Source organism: Streptomyces sp. NPDC037054 (genome assembly GCF_055606745.1).
Window position 1 is genome coordinate 192014 of the sequence record NZ_JBVJSJ010000006.1, and the last position, 23586, is coordinate 215599.

Here is a 23586-nt window from a genome sequence, read left to right on the forward strand (position 1 = left end):
ACCGGTCACGGGCGCCCGTCGTATGCGCCCGGCAGGACGCCGTCCGCGGGCCGAGTGTTCACCGGGGGGCGAGCGTCACTGCTGTCCGCGCCCAGGCCCGCGAGCAGGCGCAGTCCGTCCTCGGCGGGGCTGCCGGGCGCCGCGGACAGCACCAGGAGCTCCATGCCTGATTCGTCCGGCAGTGCGAAGTTCTCCTGGTGCAGTTCCAGAGGTCCGACGAGCGGGTGGTGGTACGCCTTGCGTCCATGGGTGCGGGCGCGCACGTCCGCACGGGCCCAGAGGCGGCGGAATCGCTCGCTGCCCATCGCCAACTCGCCGATGAGCGACGCGAGACGGGGATCGTCGGGGAATTTCCCGGCGGCCAGGCGCAGGTGCCCGACGACGTCGAGCGTGCAGTTCTCCCAGTCCGCGTAGAGGCCGCGCTCGGCCTCCTCCAGGAAGAGGTGCCGGGCCGTGTTCAGACCCGGCACCGGCCGCCCGTAGAGGAGCCCGGCGAGGCGGTTCCCGGCGAGTACGTCCAGGCGGTGATCCATGATCAGCGCGGGTCCGTCGGCCACCAGGTCGAGGACGCGCAGCAGTTCGGGCCTGACCCGCCCGCCCGGCGCCTTCGCGCGACGGGGGCGCTGCCGGGCGAGCCGGTGGAGGTGGCCGCGTTCGGTCTCGTCGAGGCCGAGGACCCGGGCGAGCGCGTCGAGGACCTGCCCGGAGGGCTGTCTCGCACGGCCCTGCTCCAGACGTACGTAGTAGTCGACGCTGACTCCGGACAGATGCGCGACCTCTTCTCGGCGCAGCCCTTCGACCCGGCGGCGGCTGTCGGCGGGAATGCCGAAGGCCGCCGGGTCGACCCGGGAACGCCGCGTCCGCAGGAAGCCGGCGAGATCGTCCATGCCCCCAGTATGGGCGCGGCGGTGCCCGCGGTGGCGCCCGTGACGGTGGCCCTGCCGTAACCAGGAAGTCCCGTCCGACGGACGAGGAGCCCCTGAACGCGGGCGCCGCCGCAGCCCAGGATCGAAGGCACCGCATCGAAGACGCCGAACCGACGGCGGCCGGTCCGAAGGAGTTCCATGAAGACGCTCATCGTTCACGCCCATCCGGAGCCGAAGTCCCTCAACGGCTCGCTGAAGGATCTCGCCGTGTCCACGTTGGAGAACGCCGGGCACGAGGTACGGGTGAGCGATCTGTACGCGATGAACTGGAAGGCGGTCGTGGACGCCGCGGACTACGGCCCGAACGCCTCAAGTCCTCTGAAGGTCGCGGCGGACTCGGGCCGGGCCTTCGACGCCGGGACGCTCACCCCGGACGTACGCGCCGAGCAGGAGAAGCTGCTGTGGGCCGACACGGTCATCCTCCAGTTCCCGCTGTGGTGGTACACGATGCCCGCGATCCTCAAGGGCTGGGTGGACCGGGTGTTCACCTACCACTTCGCGTACGGCGTCGGCGAGCACAGCGACACCAAGTACGGCGACCGCTTCGGCGAAGGCACCCTCGCCGGCAGGAGGGCCCTGCTGTCGGTGACGGTCGGCGGACCGGAGTCGCACTACGCCGCCCGCGGGATCAACGGCCCCATCGACGACCTGTTGTTCCCGATCCACCACGGCATCCTCTACTACCCGGGCATCGAGGTGCTGCCGCCCTTCGTGCTGTACGGCACCGACCGGGTGACCGACGAGGACTACCCGGACGTCGCGAAGGCATGGGAGCGACGCCTGCTCACCCTGGAGTCGACCGAGCCGATCCCCTTCCGGCGGCAGAACTTCGGTGACTACGAGATCCCCTCCCTGAGCCTGAAGGAGGGCCTGGAGCCGGCGGGCCGCACGGGCTTCGGGCTGCACGTGCGCGGCTGACGTCGCTCGTTCGGCCCGGCCGGCCGTCCGGAGTACCCGGGGCCCGGCCGGCCCCGGCCGGCGACAGCGTGCCGTCACCGTCGGTGCCGAGATGGCTGAACGCCTCGTTCGCCGTGTACTGCCCGTGATCCCGCCGGGCGGTCCGGGTGCGGCCGGTCGTGTTCCTTCGACGGCCCGGAGACGTCGCTCCGAGCCGTTCGGAAGCGGGGGCGACGGGCGGCGGCGCCCTGGAAGGGCTGCGGTGCCCGGAACCCCGCCGCCCACCTCTGATCGGTGTTGACCAGGTCATACGGGGCTCCGACCGTTCGTGAGCGAGTGGTCGGCAGGATCGTCGGTCAGGCGTGCGAACTCTCATACCAGAGCGGGACGCTCGCCGTACAAGTTTGTCAACTGCCCACCGCACATGAACCGTTGGCAACTACTGTGAGTGTCCGTCGGGCGACGCAGGGCCGCATCACCCGGGCCTGCCCACCGACACCGCGACGACCCACGCCGGCTCGCGCGGACCGCGTGCGGCCCGTACTGCCGGGCCCCGACCGACGGACAGTACGAGGACACCGATGTCTCACCTCCGCGCACCGGCCGGACGCGCCGACCGCCGTGAGGGCGGGCGGCACGGGCGGCCGGTCGCCCGCACCGCCCCCGCGCTGACCGACGCCCGCCTGCGGCCCCAACTGCTGCGCATGGCCGTGCTCCCGCCCGTCGCCGTCGCCCTCAGCGGCTGCGCGGCCGTCCTGTTCACCGTCCGCTCCACCGGCGCCGCGCCCTCACCCGCCCTGTGGGCCGTGCTCGCCGGGGCGTTCTCCGTGACCGTCGCCGGTGTCGTCATAGCCGCCGTCGCCGCCAACCGCGCCGCCCGCACCGTGCACGACCGCATCGCCGGCCTGCGCCGCAGCACCGCCCGCGGCGAAGCCGAACTGCGTACGCTCGTCGAGCAGTTGCGGCGCGGCGAGGGGCCGCCCCGGCGCAGGCCCCGCAGTCGGCCGGCCGCGGACGCCGACGAGTTCGAACTCCTCGCCGCCGACCTCGGCCGCGCCCACGACGGCGCCGTCACCGCCGTCGTCCAGGCTTCCCAGCTCTCCAGTCAGGCCGGCAGCGAACAGAAGCTCGAGGTCTTCGTCAACCTCGCCAGGCGGCTTCAGTCCCTCGTCCACCGCGAGATCTCCACGCTGGACGAGCTGGAGAACGAGATCGAGGACCCCGACCTCCTCAAGGGCCTCTTCCACGTCGACCACCTCGCCACCCGCATCCGCCGCCACTCCGAGAACCTCGCCGTGCTCGGCGGTGCCGTCTCCCGCCGGCAGTGGAGCAACCCGGTCCCCATGACCGAGGTGCTGCGCTCGGCCATCGCCGAGGTCGAGCAGTACTCCCGCGTGAAACTCGTCCCGCCGGTCGACGGCGAACTGCGCGGCCACGTCGTCGCCGACGTCATCCACCTGCTGGCCGAACTCGTCGAGAACGCCACGGTGTTCTCCGCCCCGCACACCCAGGTCCTGCTCCGCACCGGCCTCGTCACCTCCGGACTCGCCGTCGAGGTCGAGGACCGCGGCCTCGGCATGCCCGCCGAGGAACAGAGCCGGATGAACGCCGTGCTCTCGGACCCGGACCAGGTCAACGTCGCCGGCCTCCTCGCCGACGGCCGCATCGGCCTGTACGTCGTCTCCCAACTCGCCCGGCGGCACGGCATCTCGGTGCGCCTCCAGTCCAACATCTACGGCGGCGTCCAGGCGGTGCTCGTCGTACCGCAGGACCTGCTGGGCCCGGCGCCGGCCGCCTCCGGAGCCGTACCGAGGCCGCACCGGCCCTCGACGGCGAACGGGCAGCAGCAGTACGGCACCGGGGCCGGGGCGCCCGCAGCGGTACCGCCGGCCACGACGGCGGGCGTACGGGCCGCGACGGCGGGCGTACGGGACGCGGCGGCCGGGGTACGGGACGTGGCAGGAGGCGTACGGGACGCGGCGGCCGGCGTAGGGGGCCCGGCAGCCGGTGCACGAGACATGGCAGCAGGTGTACGGGAGTCGGCAACGGGCGTACCAGGAGCGGCAGGTGACGCAACGGGCGTCCTCGGCGTCCCGGACGCGGCCCCGCAGCACGGCGCTCCCGGCCTCCCGGCCGCCGCCGACCACCTCCCGCACCAGCCCGTCGTACCGCACGCCGCAGGCGCCGACGTCCCCGGCGCTCCTGACACCCCCAGCACCTCCGTCATCCCCGGCGCCGCCGGTAGCTCCGGCACCCCCGTCGTCCCCGATGCCCTCAGCAGCTCCGGCACTCCCGTCGTCCCCGGCGGCGCGCCGCAGTCCGGTGCCCCGCTGCCGCCCCAGCGGCGCGGCGCGCGGCACGCCGCCGCGCGGGACGGCGACGGGCCGCCGCCGCTTCCCGTGCGCGGGGCCCACCACGAACGCCCCACCCCGGCCGACGCCGTCTCCGGCATCCGTCCCGAGAAGCGTCGGGTCCTGGCCGAGCACGAGGGCGTGCCGCCCCTGCCGCGCGCCGCGACCGTGCGCGGCACCATGGCCAAGCCCGGGCTGCCCCGGCGCCGTGCCCAGGAGCACCTCGTGCCCCAGCTGCGCGACGGCCCGGTGCCCCGCCGGGACACCGACGACGTGCCCGGCCACGACCCGGGACTGATGGCCGCCTTCCAGCGCGGCATCGGCCTCGCCGAGGCCCAACAGCACCTGGCGCCCGGCGAGTTCGACGCCGCGGGCCCCGCCGGTACGGCACCGGCCCACCCGGCACTGGCCCACCCGGAATCCGGCCACCTGGATCCCGGCCACCTGGATCCGGGCCTCAGGGATCCCAGCCACGTGGATCCCGTCCACCTGGCTCCCGGTCTCACGGTTGCCGGCCACCTGGACCCCGGTCCCACGGTTGCCGGCCACCGGGATCCGGGCCTTACGGCTCCCAGCCACGGGGATCCCGACCACCTGGATCCCGGCCACCCGGCGCCCCGCCACCCGGAGCCCCGCCACCCGGATCCCGGTCACGCCCACCCCGCTCCGCCCGCCGCGCCGACCGGCAGTGCGACCCTCGCGGTCCGGGCCTCCGGAGGCGCCCGCCCGGCCGGCTACGGCGACGGCGACGCGCACGGTACGCACGCCGGCGGCCGTGCCGCACCCCACCCCGACCACACCGCCCGGCACGACGGGAGCGCACCAGCCGGATGACCACCAGCCGGATGACCACCCCCACCGAAGCGATCACGTTCCGTCCCCACGCCCCCACACCCGCGGCTGCCGGCGCGCCCGCGGACCTTCGTACCCCAAGGAGTCGATCCACCATGGCGAGCGATGCGCCGACCGGCCAGGTATCCGACCTCGACTGGCTGATGAGCGGCCTCGTGCAGCGCGTCCCGCACACCACCAGCGCGGTCCTGCTGTCCTGCGACGGGCTCGTGAAGTCCGTGCACGGCCTCGACCCCGACAGCGCCGACCACATGGCCGCCCTGGCGTCCGGCCTGTACTCGCTCGGCCGCAGCGCCGGAATCCGCTTCGGCGACGGCGGCGACGTACGGCAGGTCGTCGTCGAACTCGACTCCACGCTGCTGTTCGTCACCACCGCCGGATCCGGCACCTGCCTCGCCGTGCTCGCGGGCCGCGAGGCCGACGCCGCCGTCCTCGGCTACGAGATGGCGATGCTCGTCAAGAGCGTGCGCCCCTACCTCATGACCGCTCCCCGGCAGCACGCCGTCGAATCCCCGGCGCTGAGGCCTTGAGCGTGGCGGCGGCCGGCGACGGGCCGTGGCTCGACGACGCGGCCGGACGGCTGGTGCGCCCCTTCACCGTCAGCAACGGCCGGACCCGGCCCAGCGTCGCACTCGACCTGCTGTCGCAGGTGATGGCCACCGGGGTCACCCCCCTCGGCCTCCTCGGCCCGGAGCACGCACAGGCGCTCACCCTGTGCCGCGCACCCGTCCCGGTCGCCGAGATCGCCGCCCACCTGCGGCTGCCCGCGGCCGTCACCAAAGTGCTGCTGGCGGACCTGCTGGACTGCGGCGCGCTCACCACCAAACCCCCCGTGTTCCCCCACCACCCCACGGACCGGGCCCTTCTAGAGGCAGTGCTCGATGGACTACGACGCCAGCTCTGACCACGAGAGCCACGTGAGCCACGACGACGGCACCGACCCGTTCCCGACCGCGCTGAAAATCCTGGTGGCGGGCGGGTTCGGCGTGGGCAAGACGACCTTCGTGGGCGCGGTCAGCGAGATCGCGCCCCTCAGCACGGAGGAACTCCTCACCACCGCCGGCGCCGCCACCGACGACCTGGAGGGCATCGAGAACAAGGTCGAGACGACCGTGGCCATGGACTTCGGCCGCATCACCCTCGACCGGCAGCACGTGCTGTACCTGTTCGGCACGCCCGGCCAGGAACGCTTCTGGTTCATGTGGGACGAACTGTGCGAGGGCGCGCTCGGCGCGGTCGTCCTCGCCGACACCCGCCGCCTCGAGGACTGCTTCGCCGCCGTCGACTTCTTCGAACAGCGCGGCCTCGCCTTCGTCGTCGCCGTCAACGAGTTCGACGGCGGCTTCCGCTACGACCCCGAGGAGGTGCGCGCCGCCATCGACCTCCCGCCGGAGATCCCCGTCGTGTGCTGCGACGCCCGGATCTCCAGCTCCGGGGTCCAGACCCTGCTGACCCTCGTCCGCCACCTCATCGCCCACGCCCCGGAGCCCGCCACCGGCGGCGCCCACCGGTGACCCACCCCGCACCCGCCACGGAGACCGACCATGACGCACGACCCCCGCGACGGAGCCCGGCCATGAGCTACGACCCGCCACGCCCGGCAGGTCGTCTGCTGCTCACCCCCGAGGACAAGGAAGCACCCGCCCGCACCGAGCGGCTGCGGCGACTGGGCCTCGGACAGCGGCCCGAGCCCGCCCTCGACGCCTTCGCCGGCCGCCTCGCCGCCCACACCGCCACGCCGTACGCCATGGTCAACCTGCCCGACGGAAAAGGGCAGTTCTACGCCGGCCTGCACGTGCCGCCCGGCGGACCGCCGGCCCGCGCCGACGGCACCCGGGCCGAGGTGGGCCGCCGGCTGCCCCGCGAGCACGGCTTCTGCCCGCACGTCCTGGCCCGGCGCAAGGCGCTCGCGCTGGAGGACGTCCGCGACTTCCCGCGGTTCGCCGGCAACGCGATCGTCGACGAGTACGGCATCCACTCCTACCTCGGCGCCCCCCTCATCGACTCCACGGGCACGGCGCTCGGCACGGTCTCCGTCGCCGACGTCACGCCCCGCACCTGGGGCCTGTCCGGCCTGGACACCATCAAGCAGGCCGCCGGGGAACTCGTGGAACGGCTGGAGCGGGGCACGGACGGCGGCCTGCCTCTCTGAGCGGCACCCGGGAGGCTCTCCGGAGGCGCCCGGAGCGCCCGGCGTGAAGGAAAGCTGAGGCGGCGGTTAAGAAATCCTCGATGGACCCGGACCGGCGTCATACGGCAGATTGCTACGCGATTCCACTCCTCTCCCCGGCCACGGGCCGCCTCGGCATGCCCGCGGGCCGGGATCTCACCCTCAGGAGCCGTAGCGTTGAAGGCACTGGTCAAGGAGAAGGCGGAGCCCGGGCTCTGGCTGACGGACGTCCCCGAGCCCGCCGTCGGACCCGGTGACGTGCTCATCAAGGTGCTGCGCACCGGCATCTGCGGCACCGACCTGCACATCCGGACCTGGGACGGCTGGGCCCAGCAGGCCATCCGCACCCCGCTCGTGCTCGGCCACGAGTTCGTCGGCGAGGTCGTCGACACCGGGCGCGACGTCACCGACATCGCCGCGGGCGACCTGGTCAGCGGCGAGGGCCACCTGGTGTGCGGCAAGTGCCGCAACTGCCTCGCCGGGCGCCGCCACCTGTGCCGGGCCACCGTCGGGCTCGGAGTGGGCCGCGACGGCGCGTTCGCCGAGTACGTCGCGCTGCCCGCCGCCAACGTGTGGGTGCACCGCGTCCCCGTCGACCTCGACGTCGCCGCGATCTTCGACCCGTTCGGCAACGCCGTGCACACCGCCCTGTCGTTCCCGCTGGTCGGCGAGGACGTGCTGATCACCGGCGCCGGGCCGATCGGCCTGATGGCCGCCGCGGTCGCCCGGCACGCCGGCGCCCGCAACGTCGTCGTCACCGACGTCAGCGAGGACCGCCTGGACCTGGCCCGCAAGGTCGGCGCGAGCCTCGCGCTCAACGTCTCCGGGGCGACCATCGCCGACGGACAGCGCGAGCTGGGCCTGCGCGAGGGCTTCGACATCGGCCTGGAGATGTCCGGCCGCCCCGAGGCACTGTGCGACATGATCGCCAACATGACCCATGGCGGCCGTATCGCCATGCTCGGTCTGCCCGCCGAGGAGTTCCCGGTCGACTGGTCCCGGATCGTCACCTCCATGATCACGATCAAGGGCATCTACGGCCGCGAGATGTTCGAGACCTGGTACGCGATGACCGTCCTGCTGGAGGGCGGCCTCGACCTCGCCCCCGTCATCACCGGCCGCTACGGCTACCGCGACTTCGAGGCGGCCTTCGCGGACGCGGCGAGCGGCACGGGCGGCAAGGTCATCCTCGACTGGAGCGCGTAACCCACCTGCCCTGTGGGCACTTTCGCCCGCCTTTCCAGGAACTCACCTTCTTCTCCAGGAGCCTTACGATGTTCGACTCCGTTCGCGACGACCTCCGCGCCACCCTCGACGAGATCCGCGCCGCCGGACTGCACAAGCCCGAGCGCGTCATCGGCACCCCGCAGTCCGCGACCGTCAACGTCACGGCGGGCGGCCGGCCCGGCGAGGTCCTCAACTTCTGCGCCAACAACTACCTCGGCCTCGCCGACCACCCCGAGGTGATCGCCGCCGCGCACGAGGCCCTGGACCGCTGGGGCTACGGCATGGCCTCCGTCCGCTTCATCTGCGGCACGCAGGAGGTCCACAAGGAACTGGAGGCCCGCCTCTCCGCGTTCCTCGGCCAGGAGGACACGATCCTCTACTCCTCCTGCTTCGACGCCAACGGCGGCGTCTTCGAAACCCTCCTCGGCCCCGAGGACGCGGTGATCTCCGACGCCCTCAACCACGCCTCGATCATCGACGGCATCCGCCTGTCCAAGGCCCGCCGCTTCCGCTACGCCAACCGCGATCTCGCCGACCTGGAACGGCAGTTGAAGGACGCCTCCGACGCGCGCCGCCGGCTCATCGTCACCGACGGCGTGTTCTCCATGGACGGCTACGTGGCGCCGCTGGCCGAGATCTGCGACCTCGCCGACCGCTACGACGCGATGGTCATGGTCGACGACTCGCACGCCGTCGGCTTCGTCGGCCCCGGCGGCCGCGGCACCCCCGAGCTGCACGGCGTGATGGACCGCGTCGACATCATCACCGGCACCCTCGGCAAGGCCCTCGGCGGCGCGTCCGGCGGCTACGTCGCGGCCCGCGCCGAGATCGTCGCCCTGCTGCGCCAGCGCTCCCGGCCGTACCTGTTCTCCAACACCCTCGCCCCGGTGATCGCCGCCGCCTCCCTGAAGGTCCTCGACCTGCTGGAGTCCGCCGACGACCTGCGCGTCCGGCTCACCGAGAACACCGCCCTGTTCCGTCGCCGGATGACCGAGGAGGGCTTCGACGTCCTGCCCGGCGACCACGCCATCGCGCCCGTCATGATCGGCGACGCGGCGCGGGCCGGCCGCATGGCGGAGCTGCTGCTGGAGCGCGGCGTGTACGTGATCGGCTTCTCCTACCCGGTCGTGCCGCAGGGCCAGGCCCGCATCCGCGTCCAGCTGTCCGCCGCGCACTCCACGGACGACGTGAACCGCGCCGTGGACGCCTTCGTCGCGGCCCGCGCCGAGCTGGGGGACTGAGCAGCCCGGACATATTGCGATAATCGGATCCATGATCGAGGCGCGGCGGCTCCACATCCTCCGTGCGGTGGCCGACCACCGCACCGTGACGGCGGCTGCCGCCGCGCTCTACCTGACCCCCTCGGCGGTCTCCCAGCAGCTCACCGCGCTGGAACAGGAGACCGGCCACCGCCTGGTCGAGCGCGGCGCCAAGGGCGTACGCCTGACCGCCGCCGGTGAGATCCTGCTCAGCCACACCAACGCGGTCCTCGCCCAGCTGGAGCGCGCGGAGGCCGAGCTCGCCGCGTACAGTTCCGGCTCGGCGGGCACGGTCACCGTCGCCGCGTTCGCGACCGGCATCGCGCAGGTCGTCGCGCCCGCCGTGGCCCGCCTCGCCGCCGACGCGCCCGGCATCCGGCTCCGCGTCCAGGACGCCGAGGGCGACGCCAGCCTGCCGATGGTGCTGGACCGGCAGGTCGACATCGCTGTGGCCGTCGAATACCGGGGCGCGCCCCCGGCCGACGACCCGCGCCTCACGCACGTCCCGCTGTACGCCGAGCCGTTCGACGCCGTCGTGCCGGTGGCGCACCGGCTCGCCGACGCCGCCGAGGTGCCGCTCGCCGAGCTGGCCAAGGACGCGTGGATCGGGCCGTACCCCGGCAACCCCTGCCACGACGTGGTCGTCCTCGCCTGCGAGAACGCCGGGTTCCAGCCGCGCCTGGAACACTCCTCGGACGACTTCCGCGCGGTCGTGGCCCTGGCCTCGGCCGACGCCGGGGTGGCCCTCGTGCCCCGCTCCGCGCTGCGCGGCATGGACCTCACCGGCGTCGTCGTGCGCCCGGTCGACGGGGTCGCGCCCACTCGCCGCGTCTTCGCCGCCGTACGCCGGGGCGCGGAGCAGCACCCCCTGATCAGGCCGGTGCTGGACGCGCTGGGGGAGGCGGCGGAGGCGTGAGCCTTCCGTAACACGGGCGTCTCATATCCGGGATACCGTCCCGCATATGAGAAGCGATCCCGAGGCCGGCGCCCTCGCCTCCGCCACCGACGCCGCCTCCGACGCCGCCTCCGACGCCGTCGACGTGCGGCTCGCCGCCCGGCTCGCCGAGCTGCGGGCCGAGCGCGGCTGGTCCCTGGGCGAGGTGGCCGAGCGCAGCGGCGTGAGCCGGTCCACCCTGTCGCGCGCCGAACGCGCCGAGATCAGCCCCACGGCCGCCCTCCTCAACCGCCTGTGCGCCGTCTACGGCCGCACCATGTCCCGCCTGCTCAGCGAGGTCGAGGCCGAGCCCGCGCAGCTGGTGCGCGCCGCCGACCAGCAGGTCTGGCAGGACCGCGCCTCCGGCTTCGTCCGGCGCTCGGTGTCCCCGCCGCACCCCGGGCTGCGCGGCGAACTCGTCGAAGGGCGGCTCGCCGCGGGCGCCGACATCGCCTACGACCGGCCGCCCGTGCCCGGACTCGAACAGCACATCTGGGTCCTGGACGGCGCCCTGGGGGTGACCGCGGGGGACGTCGAGCACCGCCTCGCCGCCGGGGACTGCCTGCGGCTGAGGGTGTGGGGCGCGACCCGCTTCCGCTGCCCCGGCCCCGGGGACGTGCGGTACGCGCTGGCGGTGGTGCTGCCGTGACCGCCACCCGCCTGAGCGACACCGAACTGCTCGCCCTCGTACCGCAGTTGGCCGACCTGCTCACCGACGTCGTGGCCGGCGGCGCCTCCGTCGGATTCCTCGCGCCCCTGGACCACGCCGAGGCCGCCGCCTGGTGGCGGGAGCGCGCCGACGCCGTGGCCGCCGGCCGGCTCGTCGTGTGGGCGGCGCTCGACGGGGACCACGTCACCGGGACGGTGAGCCTCGCCCTGCCCGACAAGCCCAACAGCCGGCACCGCGCCGAACTCGTCAAGCTGATGGTGCGCCGGGAGGCGCGCGGCCGGGGCCTCGGCCGCACCCTGCTGGCCACCGCCGAGCGCGCCGCCGCCGACGCCGGCATCACCCTGCTCCACCTCGACACCGAGACCGACAGCCCCGCCGAACGCCTCTACGCCGGCGCCGGCTGGACCCGGCTCGGCGCCATCCCCGACTACGCGGCGAACCCCGGCGGCGAACTGCGGCCCACGACGATCTGCTTCAAGCGCCTGCCCCCGGCGGCCCCGGCGGCCGACCGGACCGCTCCCACCAGGTGATTGTCAGTGCCGGCCGCTACGGTTCCTGCCATGCAGGATGCCGAAGACGTACGCCGAATCGCCCTGTCCCTGCCGGACACGACGGAGAAGATCGCCTGGAGCATGCCCACGTTCCGGGTCGCGCAGAAGATGTTCGCCACGCTCCCCGAGGACGAGACCTCCATGGCCGTGCGCTGCCCCAAGGAGGAGCGCGACGAACTGGTCCTGGCCGAGCCGGACAAGTTCTGGATCGCGGACCACGAGGCACAGTTCGCGTGGGTCCGGGTCCGTCTCGCGGCGGTCGAGGACGAGGCCGAGCTGCGCGACATCCTCGCCGACTCCTGGCGGCAGGCCGCGCCCACCCGACTCCTCGACGCCCACCCGGGGTTGGGCCTGGCGGGGTCGGACTGACCGTACCCCGAGCGCGTTGTCAGTGGCCCGTGGCATGATCCGGGGGCATGAGTGGCAGCCGGGGTGGAGGGGGCTCCGGCTGCCACCGGCACGCCGTGCGCGGCGACCGCTCGCCGGGTCCGACGGCGGCCCCGGCCGGGCCGGTCACGCCGGCGCCGGGGCGCCGCCGCCCACGCGTGCGAGGAACCCGCCGACGCGCTCCCTGAGCGAGCGCGGGTCCAGGCCGTGCGCGGCGACGTGCTCCTCGATGCGGCCGTAGCGCCGCAGCTCGCGCCGCCCCACGCCGAGGCCCAGCACGCGGTGCGGCAGGTCGGACAGCGCGTCGTTCGCGGCGGCCGTCGACGTGCCCGCCAGATACGGCTCGACCAGGACGACGTCCGTCCCGGCCGACTCCGTGGCCCGGCGCAGCGCCGCCGCGTCGAAGGGCCGCACGGTCGTCGCGTACAGCACGGTGACGTCGTGCCCCTCCGTGGCGTCGAGGACGGCGTCGAGCGTCGGGCCGACGGCGACCACCACGCCCGAGCGGCCCTCCCGGACGGTCAGGAAGCGCGCGCCGTCCACCGGACGCCCCTCGGTGTTCGCCTGCACGGACAGCCGCACGTAGACCTTGTCGTCACCGGCGGCCACCGCGTGCCGCAGCAGCGTCTCCGCCTCGTCGGGATGCCCCGGCACGTGCACGGTCCAGCCGTCCAGGGTGTCGAGCAGCGCCACGTCGCCGGGCGCCATGTGCGTGTAGCCACCGGCCGGCCAGTCGAACGACGCCGCGGCGCTGACCAGCACCGCACCCGCGTCCTGGTGCCCGAGGTCCAGCTTGACCTGCTCGAAGGGCCGCTCGACGAGGAAGGAGGCGAAGGTGTGCAGGACGGGGCGCAGCCCGGTCAGGGCCAGGCCCGCGCCGGCCCCGACGAGGAGCTGCTCGCGGATGCCGGCGTTGATCACGCGGTCGGGATGCCTGCGCCGGGCCGGGGCGAAGGCGTCCCGCCCGATCTCGGCGAGGACCACGGCGACCCGCGGGTCCTCGTCGAGCAGCCGGGTCATGACAGGGGCGAAACGGTCACGCATGGTGTCCATGGGGCGGGTTCCTCTCAGGAAGGGCGAAGGGATGCCGGGGCGCGGGCGGTTCAGCCGTCCTTGGGCTCGACGCGGGCCACGACCACGTGCGGGCGGCCCGGGTGCGGCGCGGTGAACGCGGCGTACAGCGCCTCGTGGTCGCGCCCGTCGGCGGTGACGACCGACCAGCCGGCCGCCTCGAAGCGGGCGGCGATGCCACCGGGGCGGGCGTGGCCGGCGGAGGAGTTGTCGACCACGACGGCGTGCAGCCGGTCCAGCCCGGTGGGCCCGGCGAAGGCGATCGCCTCGTGGTTGCTGCCCTCGTCCAGTTCGGCGTCCCCGATCAGCGTCCACACCGCCGGCTCGTCCAGCCCCTGGGCGCGCAGCCCGAGTGCCGTGCCGACGGCGATGGGCAGCCCGTGGCCGAGCGATCCGCTGCCGATCTCGGCGCCCGGCACCAGGGTGCGGTCCGGGTGGTGGCCGAGCGGCGAGTCGTAGGAGCCGAAGCCGGGCAGCCAGTCGACGGGGAAGAAGCCCTTGGCGGCCAGCACCGCGTAGTACGCCATCGGGCCGTGCCCCTTCGACAGCAGGAACCGGTCCCGCGCCGGGTCGGCCACGCGGTCCGGGCCGACCCGCAGCACCCGGTCGTAGAGCACCCACAGCACGTCCAGCGTGGACGTGGCGGCCGGTCCGTGCTTCTCGTCGCCCGTCATCAGGCCCATCAGCCCGGACAGGTCGGAGTACGTGTAGGTGCGCTCTCGTTCGGTGATCGTCATGCCGACGATGTTGCAACCTCAAGCAAAGTTGAGGTCAAGGGCAAATGGGTGCGCGACCACCGACCCGAGTGCGGTATGGTTTTCCTGCGCGTTCGGCCGGGGGAAACCCCAGGTCAGACGGCAACGGGACGTGGCGCAGCTTGGTAGCGCACTTGACTGGGGGTCAAGGGGTCGCAGGTTCAAATCCTGTCGTCCCGACACGGCGAAGGGTCTTCGCGGACGAGTTCCGCGAAGACCCTTTTCGTGCGTGCCTTCCTGCGCGCCGCCGTCAGATCACACAGCCCACATGCGCCAGCGCCTGCTTCAGCAGTACGCCGTGCCCGCCCGGCATCTCGCTCTGCACCGCCGGCGACACCGCCTCCTGCGGGCTGAACCACACCAGGTCCAGCGCGTCCTGCCGGGGCCGGCAGTCACCGGTCACCGGCACCACGTAGGCGAGCGACACGGCGTGCTGACGCGGGTCGTGGTACGGCGTGACGCCCTGCGTCGGGAAGTACTCGGCGACGGTGAACGGCTGGAGCGAGGCCGGGACGCGGGGCAGCGCCACCGGGCCGAGGTCCTTCTCCAGGTGCCGCAGCAGCGCGTCGCGGACCCGCTCGTGGTGCAGCACCCGGCCGGAGACCAGCGTCCGGCTGACCGTGCCGTCGGGCCCGATGCGCAGCAGCAGCCCGACACTGGTGACTTCGCCGCTGTCGTCGACCCGCACCGGAACGGCCTCGACGTAAAGGATCGGCATGCGGGCACGCGTCAGTTCCAGCTCGTCGGAGGACAGCCAACCGGGCGTGGTATCGGTCAAGTCAGACATTGCTTGATCATACTTTCAGCGGGAGTCAGGGCTTCACTGCGACCGCGCCGAACTGGGGTACGGCGGCGGGGGATTCGGTGTCGGGGCGCCACAGCGAGCAGGACACCAGGCCCGGCTCGACCAGGTCCAGCCCGTCGAGGAACGAGGCGATGTGGGCCCGGCCGCGGGCCGTGATCGGCGGTGTGGCGTTCTCGTTCCAGAACTTCATCGCCGGGATCTGACCCTCGCCGTCGAGGTCGGAGTCGAACGTGGGGTGCGTCAGGGCCAGGCAGCTGCCGGACGGCACCGCGGCCATGACCCGGCGCACGATGTCGCGCGCCTGGTCGGTGTCCAGGACGAAGTTGAGGATGCCCAGCATCATCACCGCCACGGGGCGCGTGAAGTCCAGTGTCCGGGCCGCGCGTTCGAGGATGACGTCCGGGTCGTGCACGTCGGCGTCCAGGTAGGCCGTGGCGCCCTCGGGCGTGCCGGTCAGCATGGTGCGGGCGTGCATCAGGACGATCGGGTCGTTGTCGACGTAGACGATGCGGCTCTCGGGGGCGATCCGCTGGGCGATCTGGTGCGTGTTCTCGGCGGTCGGCAGGCCGGTGCCGATGTCGAGGAACTGCCGCATCCCGCGCTCCTCGGTGAGGTACCGCACCGCGCGGGCCAGGAAGCCGCGGTCGGCGAGGGCGACCTCCCGGATCACCGGGAACATGGAGGCGACGTGCTCGCCGACCTGCTGGTCGACCGGGTAGTTGTCCTTGCCGCCGATCCAGTAGTTCCACACGCGCGCGTTGTGCGCCACACCGGTGTTCAGCCGCGCGGCACCGCTCGTCGGTGTGTGGCTCTCGCTCACGTCTCAGCTCCTCGCACAGATGCGGCCGTCCCGGCCCATTGTGCCGTCCGCTGATCGCGTTGTCCCGGGGATCCGGACCGGGGCGTGGCGGCGGCCGCCACGCCGCCGTCCGGTCCATGCGTCCGGGGTCCGTGAAGTCCGGGCCCGTGGCCGTCCGGGCCGGGCCGGGGAACTCCCGCGGCGGCCCCGGCGGTTCGCGTCGGGCTCTAGGCCTTGAGCGGGTCGTGCCCGAGCGTCATCAGCCGGTGCCGCAGGCGGGTGTCCTCGGCCGCGGGCTCGTTCTCCAGGTCGGCCTGCGACGTGACCGTGTCCACGACCTTCCGCATCACGCGGATGTCGTCCTCGGTGAGGTCCGTGCGCCGTTTCTGCAGGATCGCCAGCACGTGCTGCCCGGTGGGCGAGCCCGGGTCCTCCGGCAGCGGCTCGGTCTCCTCGCCCGCGTAGCGGACGCGCAGCCAGGCCGCGAGTTCCTGCGAGGTCATGTTCACCACGCGGTGGAAGTCCTCCCACAGCGCGTCGAGTTCGAGGGCGTCGGTCATCATGTGCCCCTTCCGTACGGCCGACCGGCCGGGTTCCGTGCTGCGCGCGGGCCCGGGCCGGTCAGGTGTCGCGGGGGAAGTTCTCGGCGTCGAACATCCACCGCTGCTTCTCCAGCTCGGCGGTGATGCCGATCAGCAGGTCCTGGGTGACGGGATCGGCCTTCTCGGTCGCGTCGATCCGCTCGCGCAGCCGCCCGATCGCCTTCTGCAGCGACTCCACCATCAGCTGGACGACGTCCGAGTCGCGCAGCCACCCCTCCTTGGGGGAGGGCAGCCCGAACTCGGCCGCGACGGTCTCCGGGCGGCCGTCCGGCGGGACGCCGAGCGCGGCGGCGCGTTCCGCCACGGTGTCGGCGAAGCCCCGGGCGGCGGTGACCACCTCGTCGAGCTGGAGGTGGATGGAGCGGAACCGCGGCCCGACGACGTTCCAGTGCGCCTGCTTCCCGGTCAGCGACAGTCCGAGCAGGTCGATCAGGGTGTCCTGGAGCGCCTCGCAGGCGACCCGGCGCGCGTCCTCGGGCAGGGTGCTCTTCACGGCCGTCGTCATAGGGTGCTTCTCCTCCTCGCGTCGTCCTGGTCCGTCTCTCTGGAGGCGCGGAGCAGATCGGCTCGTTCTTCCTCGCAGGTCCCGCCCCACACGCCGGAGGTCTGACCGCTGTTGAGCGCGAACGTCAGACACTCGGCGGTCACCGGGCAGCGGGCGCACACGCGCTTGGCGGCGTCGACGTCCCGCAGCGCCGGTCCTGATGTGCCCACGGGGAAGAACAGTTCGGGGTCCTCGCCCACGCAGGCCGCTCTCCGCAACCATTCCATGCGGGCGCGGGTGCCCATGCCGTTCAGGGGCAAACGCGGCGCGACGGCGCCCCGGAACGGCACGCGGGCGGCGGCTTCGGCGGGGCCTCGGGCAAGCCGGCGAGCAAGCCCGCGAGCAAGTCGGCGAGTAAGCCGGCGAGCAAGCCCGCGAGCAAGCCCCGCGCTCTCTCAGGCGCGCGTGAGGACGTCGTCCAGGAACGCCGCCAGATCCGCGAAGACCTCCGCCCGGTTGGTCTCGTTGAACACCTCGTGCCGGGCGCCGGGATAGATCCGTACGGTCGTCGCGGCGCCGCCCAGCCGCTCGATGCCGGCCCGGCTCCCGGGGAGCGGCACCAGCCGGTCGTCGTCGCCGTGCAGCCACAGCAGCGGCAGCGGCCCGACGTCGCCGTTCTCGCGCACGGTGCGCAGGGCGCGGTCGAACGCCTCCACCGTGGGCCGCTTCATCGGCCCGTGCCACACCAGCGGATCCGCCGCGTACGCCTCGCCCACCGCCGGGTCGCGGGACAGCGAGGCCGGGCTGACCGGCGTGTCCGGGATCTCGTCCAGCGCCAGCAACTGCCCGATCAGGTCCCACGTGCCGAGGACCGGCCCGGACAGCACCAGCGCGGTGAGCCCGGCGCCGTAGCGCTGGGCGTAGCGGGCGGCGATCAGGCCGCCCATGGAATGTCCGACCAGCACCACCGGGAGGCCCGGGTGTGCGGCGCGCGCCAGGTCCGCCACGGAGTGCAGGTCGGTGACGACGTCCTCGAAGTCCTCGATCAGCACGCGCTCGCCCTCGGACCTGCCGTGCCCCATGTGGTCGGGCCCGAACACGGCCGCGCCGAGCCCGGTGAGGACGCCGACCACCTCCTCGTACCGGCCGAGGTGCTCGCCGTAGCCGTGCGCCAGGAGGGCGACGAAGCGGGGCTCCGGGTGCGGCCACTCGTGGACGGTGATGCCGCCCCGGGTGCCGGTCAGGGTGTGCTCGCGGGTGTCGGCCATGTTTCCTCCGGCTTCGTCGGTGAAGGTCCCGGAGGATCTTCCCAGGGGGCCGGTCGACGGTCTATAGTCTAAAACTAGCAGTGCTAATTAAGTGGCAGTGTCAATCAAGCAATCAAGTAGGAGTGCTCGGCCGGCAGTGTCGCCGGCCGGGCGCAGCGCCGTCGGTCAGGAGTCCATCCGTGCGTCCCGTCCACTTCGCGGCCGCCCGCCGCACCCCCATCGGCAAGCTCCGCGGAGCCCTGTCCTCCGTGCGGCCCGACGACCTCGCGGCCGCCGTCATCCGCGGCCTCGTCGCCGACGTCCCCGCCCTCGACCCGGCCCGCGTGGACGACGTCTACTGGGGCGCCGCCAACCAGGCCGGCGAGGACAACCGCAACGTCGCCCGCATGGCCGCGCTGCTCGCGGGCCTGCCCGAGACGGTACCCGGCGCCACCGTCAACCGGCTGTGCGCCTCCGGCCTGGAGGCCGTCACCACCGCCGCCCGCACCATCGCCGCCGGCGAGGCCGACGTCGTGCTGGCCGGCGGCTCCGAGTCGATGAGCCGCGCGCCGTTCGTGCTGCCCCGCCCCGACGAGGCCCTGCCGCACCGCATCGAGACCGCCGACACCCGGCTCGGCTGGCGGCTGGTCAACCCGGCGATGAAGGACCTGCACGGCCTGCTGTCCATGGGGGAGACCGCCGAGGAGGTCGCCGAGCGGTACGGCGTCACCCGCGAGCGGCAGGACGAGTTCGCGCTGCGCAGCCACCGGCTGGCCGCCGAGGCCCGCAAGAACGGCCACTTCGACGCCGAGATCCTGCCGGTCACCCGCCCGGACGGCGTGGTCGTCGACGCCGACGAGTGCGTCCGCGAGGACACCTCCCTGGAGAAGCTGGGCCGCCTCAAGCCCGTCTTCCGCGCGGGCGGCACCGTCACCGCGGGCAACGCCTCGCCGATGAACGACGGCGCCGCGGCTCTCCTCCTGGTCAGCGAGGAGGCGCTGGAGGAACTGGGCCTGGAGTCCCTCGGCCGGTACGTCGCCGGCGCGTCGGCCGGTGTCCACCCCGACGTGATGGGCATCGGCCCGGTCCCCGCCACCCGCAAGGTCCTCGCCCGCGCCGACTGGAGCGTCGGGGACGTCGAGGAGGCCGAGTTCAACGAGGCCTTCGCCGCCCAGGCTCTCGCCTGCGTCGACCAGCTCGGCATCGACCCCGGCCTGGTCAACCCGACCGGCGGCGCGATCGCCCTCGGCCACCCCCTCGGCTGCTCGGGCGCCCGCATCCTCACCACCCTGCTGCACCGCATGCGCCGCACGGGAGCGGCGCGCGGCCTCGCCACGATGTGCGTCGGCGTGGGCCAGGGCAGCGCGGTGCTCGTCGAACGGAGCTGAGGATCACGGCCGGGGCCGGGGCCACAGGGCCCACCCAGTGAACCCCCGGGCCCAGTGGACCCCCGGGCCCAGTGGACCCCCGGGCCCAGTGAACCCCGGCATTCACAGAACCCAGGGTCCCAGAGCCCCCCGCGCCCGGCCCGGCATCAGGAACCAAGAAACGGAGCCGCACCGTATGGCCACCCTCTCCGTCGCCGCGATCCTCGCCGAGAACGCCCGGCGCCGCCCCGACAAGACCGCGCTCGTCGAGGGCGACCTGCGTCTGACCTTCGCCGAGGTGTGGCGCCGGGCCCGTGCCGGGGCCGGTGCCCTGACCGCGCTGGGTGTCCGGCCCGGGGACCGCGTCGCGCTGATGGCGCCCAACACGGCCGAGTTCCCGGTGGCGTACTACGCCGTCGCCGCGGCGGGCGGGGTCGTCGTCCCCGTCCATCTGCTGCTGTCCGCGCCGGAGGTCGAGCACGTCCTCAACGACAGCGGTGCCACCCTTCTGCTGTGTCACCCGGCGCAGGCCGAGACCGGTACGGCCGCCGCACAGGCCGCCGGAGTACGGGTGGTCACGCTCGGCGACGAGTTCGACGAGCTCGCCGCGGAGGCCGAGCCGCCGCGGTCGTACGTCACGCGGGACGCCGACGACCCGGCGGTCGTCTTCTACACGAGCGGCACCACCGGAGTCCCCAAGGGCGCCGTGCTCAGCCACTTCAACCTGGTGATGAACGCGACCGTCAACGCGTTCGACTCCAACGACATCCGCCCCGACGACATCGCGCTCGGCGCGCTGCCGCTGTTCCACGCCTTCGGGCAGACCGTGTCGATGAACTCGACCTGGCGGGCGGGCGCCACACTCGTCCTGCTGCCCCGCTTCGACGCCGCCCGCGCGATCGAGCTGATGGTGAAGGAGAAGGTCAACACCTTCCACGGCGTGCCGACGATGTACGTCGCGCTGGCCGCCGCCGCGGCGGACGCCGACGCGCTGCCCGAACTGCGCGTGTGCATATCCGGCGGCGCCTCGCTGCCGGTCGCCGTACTGGAGCGGTTCGAGGCGGCGTTCGGCGCACGGATCCACGAGGGCTACGGGCTGTCCGAGACGTCCCCGACGGCGACCGTGAACCAGCCGTGGTTCGGCACCCGCCCCGGCACCATCGGCCACCCCCTGTGGGGCGTGGACGTCGAGATCGCCCGCGCCGACGTCGAGGGCCGCATCGACCTGCTGCCGACGGGCGAACTCGGCGAGGTCGTCATCCGCGGCCACAACGTCTTCTCCGGATACCTGGGCCGCCCCGAGGCCACGGCCGAGGCGATGGTGGACGGCTGGTTCCGCACCGGCGACCTCGGCACCAAGGACGCCGAGGGCTTCCTCAGGATCGTCGACCGCAAGAAGGACGTCATCATCCGCGGCGGCTTCAACGTCTACCCGCGGGAGGTCGAGGAGGTCCTGGCCCGCCACCCGGCCGTCGCGCAGGTCGCCGTCGTCGGCCTGCCCGACGAACTGCACGGCGAGGAGATCTGCGCCGTGATCGTGCCGGCCCCGGGCACGGACCCGTCCGCCGACGGGCTCGGCGACGCCATCACCGAGTGGTCCAAGGAGCACCTCGGCCGGCACAAGTACCCCCGGCGCGTCGAGTTCACGGACGCCCTGCCGCTCGGCCCGAGCATGAAGGTCCTCAAGCGCGAACTTCGGACCCGCTACGGCGGATGACGCCTCCGGGCCCGCCCGGTGACGGGGTCACCCGGCGAGACGCCGTCACCGGCACCGGATGGGTGGGCATAGCATCGGTCCCCGCATGGACACGATGACTCTCTGGCACATCAACGGCTGGCAGTTCGGGGCGCTCGCCTTCGCGGCCCTGCTCGTCGGCTTCTCCAAGACGGCCGTGAGCGGGGCCAACACGGTCAGCCTCGCCGTCTTCGCCGCGGTGCTGCCCGCCCGAGCCTCCACCGGCGTACTCCTGCCGATCCTGATCGCCGGGGACGTCCTCGCCGTCCTCACCTACCGCAGGCACGCCCACTGGCCGACGCTGTGGCGGCTGTTCCCGGCGGTCGCCGCGGGCGTGGTCGTCGGCACGGTGTTCCTGCTGTGGGCGGACGACGGGATCGTCCGTACGTCCATCGGCGCGATCCTGCTGGTGATGGCGGCCGTGACGGTGTGGCGGCGTCGCGCGGCGGACGCCGGCGCGGCGGAACCGGAGGCCGTCACGAGCCGAGCCGGCCGCCTCAAGGCCCGCTCGTACGGCGTGCTGGGCGGGTTCACCACGATGGTCGCCAACGCGGGCGGCCCGGTCATGTCGATGTATCTGCTCTCCGCCGGCTTCCGCAAGCTCGGCTTCCTGGGCACGTCGGCGTTCTTCTTCCTGATCGTCAACGTCTCGAAGGTGCCCTTCAGCGCCGGGCTCGGCCTGATCGACGGCCGCTCGCTGCTGCTCGACGCCGCGCTCGTCGTGTTCGTCGTGCCGGGGGCGCTGCTCGGCAAGTGGGCCGTGAAACGCATCAACCAGCGGCTGTTCGAGCACCTGGTGATCGCGGCGACCGTGCTGGGCGCCCTGCAACTGCTGCTGCGCTGAGCCGCGCGCCGGCCCCGCGCCCGCCCCTCGTAGGCTCGGGGCCATGTCGTCCCCGCACGTGCTGATCCTCGGCGGCACCACCGAGGCCCGCGAACTGGCCGCCGCGCTCACCGCCCGGGGCGTCCGCGTCACGACGTCCCTCGCCGGGCGCGTCGCTCGGCCCGGCAGCCTCGACGGGGACGTACGGATCGGCGGTTTCGGCGGCGCCGACGGGCTCGCCGGCTGGCTGCGCGCCGAGCGCGTGGACGCCCTGGTCGACGCCACCCACCCCTTCGCGGCGGGCATCACGGCGAACGCCGCCCGGGCCGCCGCCGCGACCGGAGTGCCCGCGGTGGTCCTGCGCCGCCCCGGCTGGCGGCCCGGCCCCGACGACCGCTGGCACCCGGTCGGGTCGCTCCCGGAGGCGGCCGACCTGCTGCCGAGCCTCGGCCGCCGGGTGTTCCTCACGACCGGCCGACTGGGCCTCGCGGCCTTCGCGCACCTGACGGAACTCCACTTCGTCGTACGCTCCGTGGAACCCCCCGACCCGCCGATACCGCCGCACACGCACACCGTGCTGGCCCGCGGCCCGTTCACCCTCGCCGACGAACACGCCCTGCTGCGCGAGCACGCCGTCGACGTACTGGTCACGAAGGACAGCGGGGGAGAGGCGACGGCACCCAAACTCACGGCCGCCCGGGACCTGCGCCTGCCGGTCGTCGTCGTACGCCGCCCGCCCCTGCCGGAGGCGACGCGAGCGGTACCGGACGTGGCGGGGGTGCTGGACTTCCTGGGCCTGTGACGCGCGGGCCCGCCCTTCCGGTGAGTCCCGCTACGCGTCCTTCGGGTTCCGGCGCAGCAGATACGTGTCCATGATCCAGCCCTTGCGCTCCCGCGCCTCGGCACGCACCCGTTCGATTCGGGGCGCGGCCTCGGCGATCGGACCGGAGACGAGGATCTCGTCCGGGGTGCCGATGTAGGCGCCCCAGTAGATGTCCATGTCCTCGTCGGCGTACTGCCGGAACGTCTGGTGCGCGTCGAGCATCACGACCACGTCGTCCACGCCCTCGGGGAAGCCCTCCGCGAGCCGACGGCCCGTGGTGATCTGCACCGGCCGCGCCACCCGGTTCAGCCCCGTCCGGTGCCGGGCGACCAGCGCGGACACGCTGCTGATGCCCGGCACGACGTCGTACGAGAAGGACACCGCGCCCCGCGCGAGGACCTCCTCCAGAATCCCGATCGTGCTGTCGTACAGCGACGGATCGCCCCACACCAGGAACGCGCCGCTCTCGTCCTCGCCCAGCTCATCGGCGATCATCCGCTCGTAGATGTCGGCGCGGGCGCTGCGCCAGTCACCGACGGCGGGGGAGTACGCGGCGCCGCCCGCACGGCGGTCCCGCTCCGGGTCGCGCGCCTCGACCACGCGGTACGTCCCCTCCGGCACGTGCGCGTCGAGCATGTCCCGGCGCAGCCGCGTGAGGTCCGCCTTCACCTCGCCCTTGTCGAGGACGAAGAACACGTCCGTGCTCCGCAGCGCCCGGACCGCCTGGAGCGTGAGCTGGTCGGGGTTGCCCGCGCCGATACCGATGACATGAATCTTTCGCACGCCCCGAGTGTGCCGCACGGGGTTGGACGGGCCGACACCGGCTGTGTGGGGTGCGGGGTGCGGTGGGC

Annotated in this window: 26 protein-coding genes and 1 tRNA gene; 17 read left to right on the forward strand and 10 right to left on the reverse strand. The window is 73.5% G+C overall.

Features of this window, described 5'->3' with window-relative positions:
• Positions 1-5 precede the first annotated feature (5 nt).
• Entirely contained in the window at positions 6-887 is an 882-nt protein-coding gene (locus tag ACZ7D7_RS16560; RefSeq protein WP_470825018.1) for a helix-turn-helix transcriptional regulator, read from the reverse strand.
• A 177-nt stretch (positions 888-1064) separates the two neighbouring features.
• On the opposite strand from ACZ7D7_RS16560, the gene ACZ7D7_RS16565 reads away from it, so the two are divergent.
• The 12 genes from ACZ7D7_RS16565 to ACZ7D7_RS16620 all read left to right on the forward strand — a co-directional run bounded on the left by ACZ7D7_RS16565 (position 1065) and on the right by ACZ7D7_RS16620 (position 12206).
• On the forward strand, positions 1065-1844 hold the full coding sequence (locus tag ACZ7D7_RS16565; protein WP_470825019.1) for an NAD(P)H-dependent oxidoreductase: 780 nt from the start codon (positions 1065-1067) through the stop codon (positions 1842-1844).
• 560 nt (positions 1845-2404) lie between these two features.
• On the forward strand, positions 2405-5008 hold the full coding sequence (locus ACZ7D7_RS16570; protein WP_470825021.1) for a sensor histidine kinase: 2604 nt from the start codon (positions 2405-2407) through the stop codon (positions 5006-5008).
• Between the two features lie 113 nt (positions 5009-5121).
• Entirely contained in the window at positions 5122-5556 is a 435-nt protein-coding gene (locus ACZ7D7_RS16575) for a roadblock/LC7 domain-containing protein (protein WP_470825022.1), read from the forward strand.
• Positions 5557-5558: 2 nt separating this feature from the next.
• Positions 5559-5930: a DUF742 domain-containing protein gene (locus tag ACZ7D7_RS16580; RefSeq protein WP_470825346.1), complete on the forward strand. Its 372-nt coding sequence runs from the start codon at positions 5559-5561 to the stop codon at positions 5928-5930.
• Entirely contained in the window at positions 5908-6540 is a 633-nt protein-coding gene (locus tag ACZ7D7_RS16585) for a GTP-binding protein (protein ID WP_470825023.1), read from the forward strand. The genes ACZ7D7_RS16580 and ACZ7D7_RS16585 overlap by 23 nt, the downstream gene beginning before the upstream one ends.
• Before the next feature lie 62 nt (positions 6541-6602).
• On the forward strand, positions 6603-7178 hold the full coding sequence (locus ACZ7D7_RS16590; RefSeq protein WP_470825025.1) for a GAF domain-containing protein: 576 nt from the start codon (positions 6603-6605) through the stop codon (positions 7176-7178).
• 195 nt (positions 7179-7373) lie between these two features.
• Positions 7374-8402 (forward strand): L-threonine 3-dehydrogenase, encoded by a 1029-nt coding sequence (gene tdh, locus ACZ7D7_RS16595; RefSeq protein ID WP_470825026.1) that lies wholly within the window; start codon positions 7374-7376, stop codon positions 8400-8402.
• A gap of 68 nt (positions 8403-8470) precedes the next feature.
• The gene (locus tag ACZ7D7_RS16600) at positions 8471-9664 is read left to right on the forward strand and encodes a glycine C-acetyltransferase (RefSeq protein WP_470825027.1); all 1194 of its coding nucleotides are present in this window, start codon (positions 8471-8473) and stop codon (positions 9662-9664) included.
• 31 nt (positions 9665-9695) lie between these two features.
• Positions 9696-10598, forward strand: a complete 903-nt coding sequence (locus ACZ7D7_RS16605) for a LysR substrate-binding domain-containing protein (protein ID WP_470825028.1) — start codon at positions 9696-9698, stop codon at positions 10596-10598.
• A gap of 46 nt (positions 10599-10644) precedes the next feature.
• Entirely contained in the window at positions 10645-11265 is a 621-nt protein-coding gene (locus ACZ7D7_RS16610) for a helix-turn-helix domain-containing protein (RefSeq protein WP_470825029.1), read from the forward strand.
• The gene (locus tag ACZ7D7_RS16615) at positions 11262-11816 is read left to right on the forward strand and encodes a GNAT family N-acetyltransferase (protein WP_470825031.1); all 555 of its coding nucleotides are present in this window, start codon (positions 11262-11264) and stop codon (positions 11814-11816) included. Before ACZ7D7_RS16610 ends, ACZ7D7_RS16615 begins: the two co-directional genes overlap by 4 nt.
• Positions 11817-11846: 30 nt before the next feature.
• Positions 11847-12206, forward strand: coding sequence for an MmcQ/YjbR family DNA-binding protein (locus ACZ7D7_RS16620; protein WP_470825032.1), 360 nt, complete (start codon positions 11847-11849; stop codon positions 12204-12206).
• Positions 12207-12350: 144 nt separating this feature from the next.
• Here the strand turns inward: ACZ7D7_RS16620 and ACZ7D7_RS16625 are convergent, their stop codons facing one another.
• Both ACZ7D7_RS16625 and ACZ7D7_RS16630 read right to left on the reverse strand, forming a co-directional pair.
• The gene (locus tag ACZ7D7_RS16625; RefSeq protein WP_470825033.1) at positions 12351-13277 is read right to left on the reverse strand and encodes a transketolase family protein; all 927 of its coding nucleotides are present in this window, start codon (positions 13275-13277) and stop codon (positions 12351-12353) included.
• A 50-nt stretch (positions 13278-13327) separates the two neighbouring features.
• Positions 13328-14032: a transketolase gene (locus ACZ7D7_RS16630; RefSeq protein ID WP_470825034.1), complete on the reverse strand. Its 705-nt coding sequence runs from the start codon at positions 14030-14032 to the stop codon at positions 13328-13330.
• Positions 14033-14156: 124 nt separating this feature from the next.
• Between ACZ7D7_RS16630 and ACZ7D7_RS16635 the strand changes: the two genes are divergently transcribed.
• A tRNA-Pro gene (locus ACZ7D7_RS16635) sits at positions 14157-14230 on the forward strand.
• A 70-nt stretch (positions 14231-14300) separates the two neighbouring features.
• Here the strand turns inward: ACZ7D7_RS16635 and ACZ7D7_RS16640 are convergent.
• The 6 genes from ACZ7D7_RS16640 to ACZ7D7_RS16665 all read right to left on the reverse strand — a co-directional run bounded on the left by ACZ7D7_RS16640 (position 14301) and on the right by ACZ7D7_RS16665 (position 18008).
• On the reverse strand, positions 14301-14837 hold the full coding sequence (locus tag ACZ7D7_RS16640; protein WP_470825035.1) for an NUDIX hydrolase family protein: 537 nt from the start codon (positions 14835-14837) through the stop codon (positions 14301-14303).
• A 25-nt stretch (positions 14838-14862) separates the two neighbouring features.
• Entirely contained in the window at positions 14863-15675 is an 813-nt protein-coding gene (locus ACZ7D7_RS16645) for an SAM-dependent methyltransferase (RefSeq protein ID WP_470825037.1), read from the reverse strand.
• Between the two features lie 206 nt (positions 15676-15881).
• Positions 15882-16214: a DUF3140 domain-containing protein gene (locus ACZ7D7_RS16650; protein WP_470825347.1), complete on the reverse strand. Its 333-nt coding sequence runs from the start codon at positions 16212-16214 to the stop codon at positions 15882-15884.
• A 61-nt stretch (positions 16215-16275) separates the two neighbouring features.
• Complete coding sequence (locus ACZ7D7_RS16655) at positions 16276-16761, reverse strand: Dps family protein (protein ID WP_470825038.1); 486 nt, start codon at positions 16759-16761, stop codon at positions 16276-16278.
• Positions 16758-17027 carry a WhiB family transcriptional regulator gene (locus tag ACZ7D7_RS16660; RefSeq protein WP_470825040.1) on the reverse strand — a complete coding sequence of 90 codons (270 nt, stop codon included), beginning with the start codon at positions 17025-17027 and terminating at the stop codon, positions 16758-16760. The genes ACZ7D7_RS16655 and ACZ7D7_RS16660 overlap by 4 nt, the downstream gene beginning before the upstream one ends.
• Positions 17028-17195: 168 nt before the next feature.
• Positions 17196-18008: an alpha/beta hydrolase gene (locus tag ACZ7D7_RS16665; protein ID WP_470825041.1), complete on the reverse strand. Its 813-nt coding sequence runs from the start codon at positions 18006-18008 to the stop codon at positions 17196-17198.
• Positions 18009-18187: 179 nt separating this feature from the next.
• Here ACZ7D7_RS16665 and ACZ7D7_RS16670 point away from each other — a divergent pair, with 179 nt between their 5' ends.
• The 4 genes from ACZ7D7_RS16670 (at position 18188) to ACZ7D7_RS16685 (ending at position 22714) form a co-directional block, all read left to right on the forward strand.
• Positions 18188-19375: a thiolase family protein gene (locus ACZ7D7_RS16670; protein ID WP_470825042.1), complete on the forward strand. Its 1188-nt coding sequence runs from the start codon at positions 18188-18190 to the stop codon at positions 19373-19375.
• A 175-nt stretch (positions 19376-19550) separates the two neighbouring features.
• Positions 19551-21071 carry a long-chain-fatty-acid--CoA ligase gene (locus tag ACZ7D7_RS16675; RefSeq protein WP_470825043.1) on the forward strand — a complete coding sequence of 507 codons (1521 nt, stop codon included), beginning with the start codon at positions 19551-19553 and terminating at the stop codon, positions 21069-21071.
• 85 nt (positions 21072-21156) lie between these two features.
• The gene (locus ACZ7D7_RS16680) at positions 21157-21933 is read left to right on the forward strand and encodes a sulfite exporter TauE/SafE family protein (protein WP_470825045.1); all 777 of its coding nucleotides are present in this window, start codon (positions 21157-21159) and stop codon (positions 21931-21933) included.
• A 43-nt stretch (positions 21934-21976) separates the two neighbouring features.
• Positions 21977-22714: a cobalt-precorrin-6A reductase gene (locus ACZ7D7_RS16685; RefSeq protein ID WP_470825047.1), complete on the forward strand. Its 738-nt coding sequence runs from the start codon at positions 21977-21979 to the stop codon at positions 22712-22714.
• 30 nt (positions 22715-22744) lie between these two features.
• On the opposite strand, the gene cobF is transcribed toward ACZ7D7_RS16685, so the two are convergent.
• Positions 22745-23518, reverse strand: a complete 774-nt coding sequence (cobF, locus tag ACZ7D7_RS16690) for a precorrin-6A synthase (deacetylating) (RefSeq protein ID WP_470825048.1) — start codon at positions 23516-23518, stop codon at positions 22745-22747.
• Between the last annotated feature and the right edge of the window lie 68 nt (positions 23519-23586).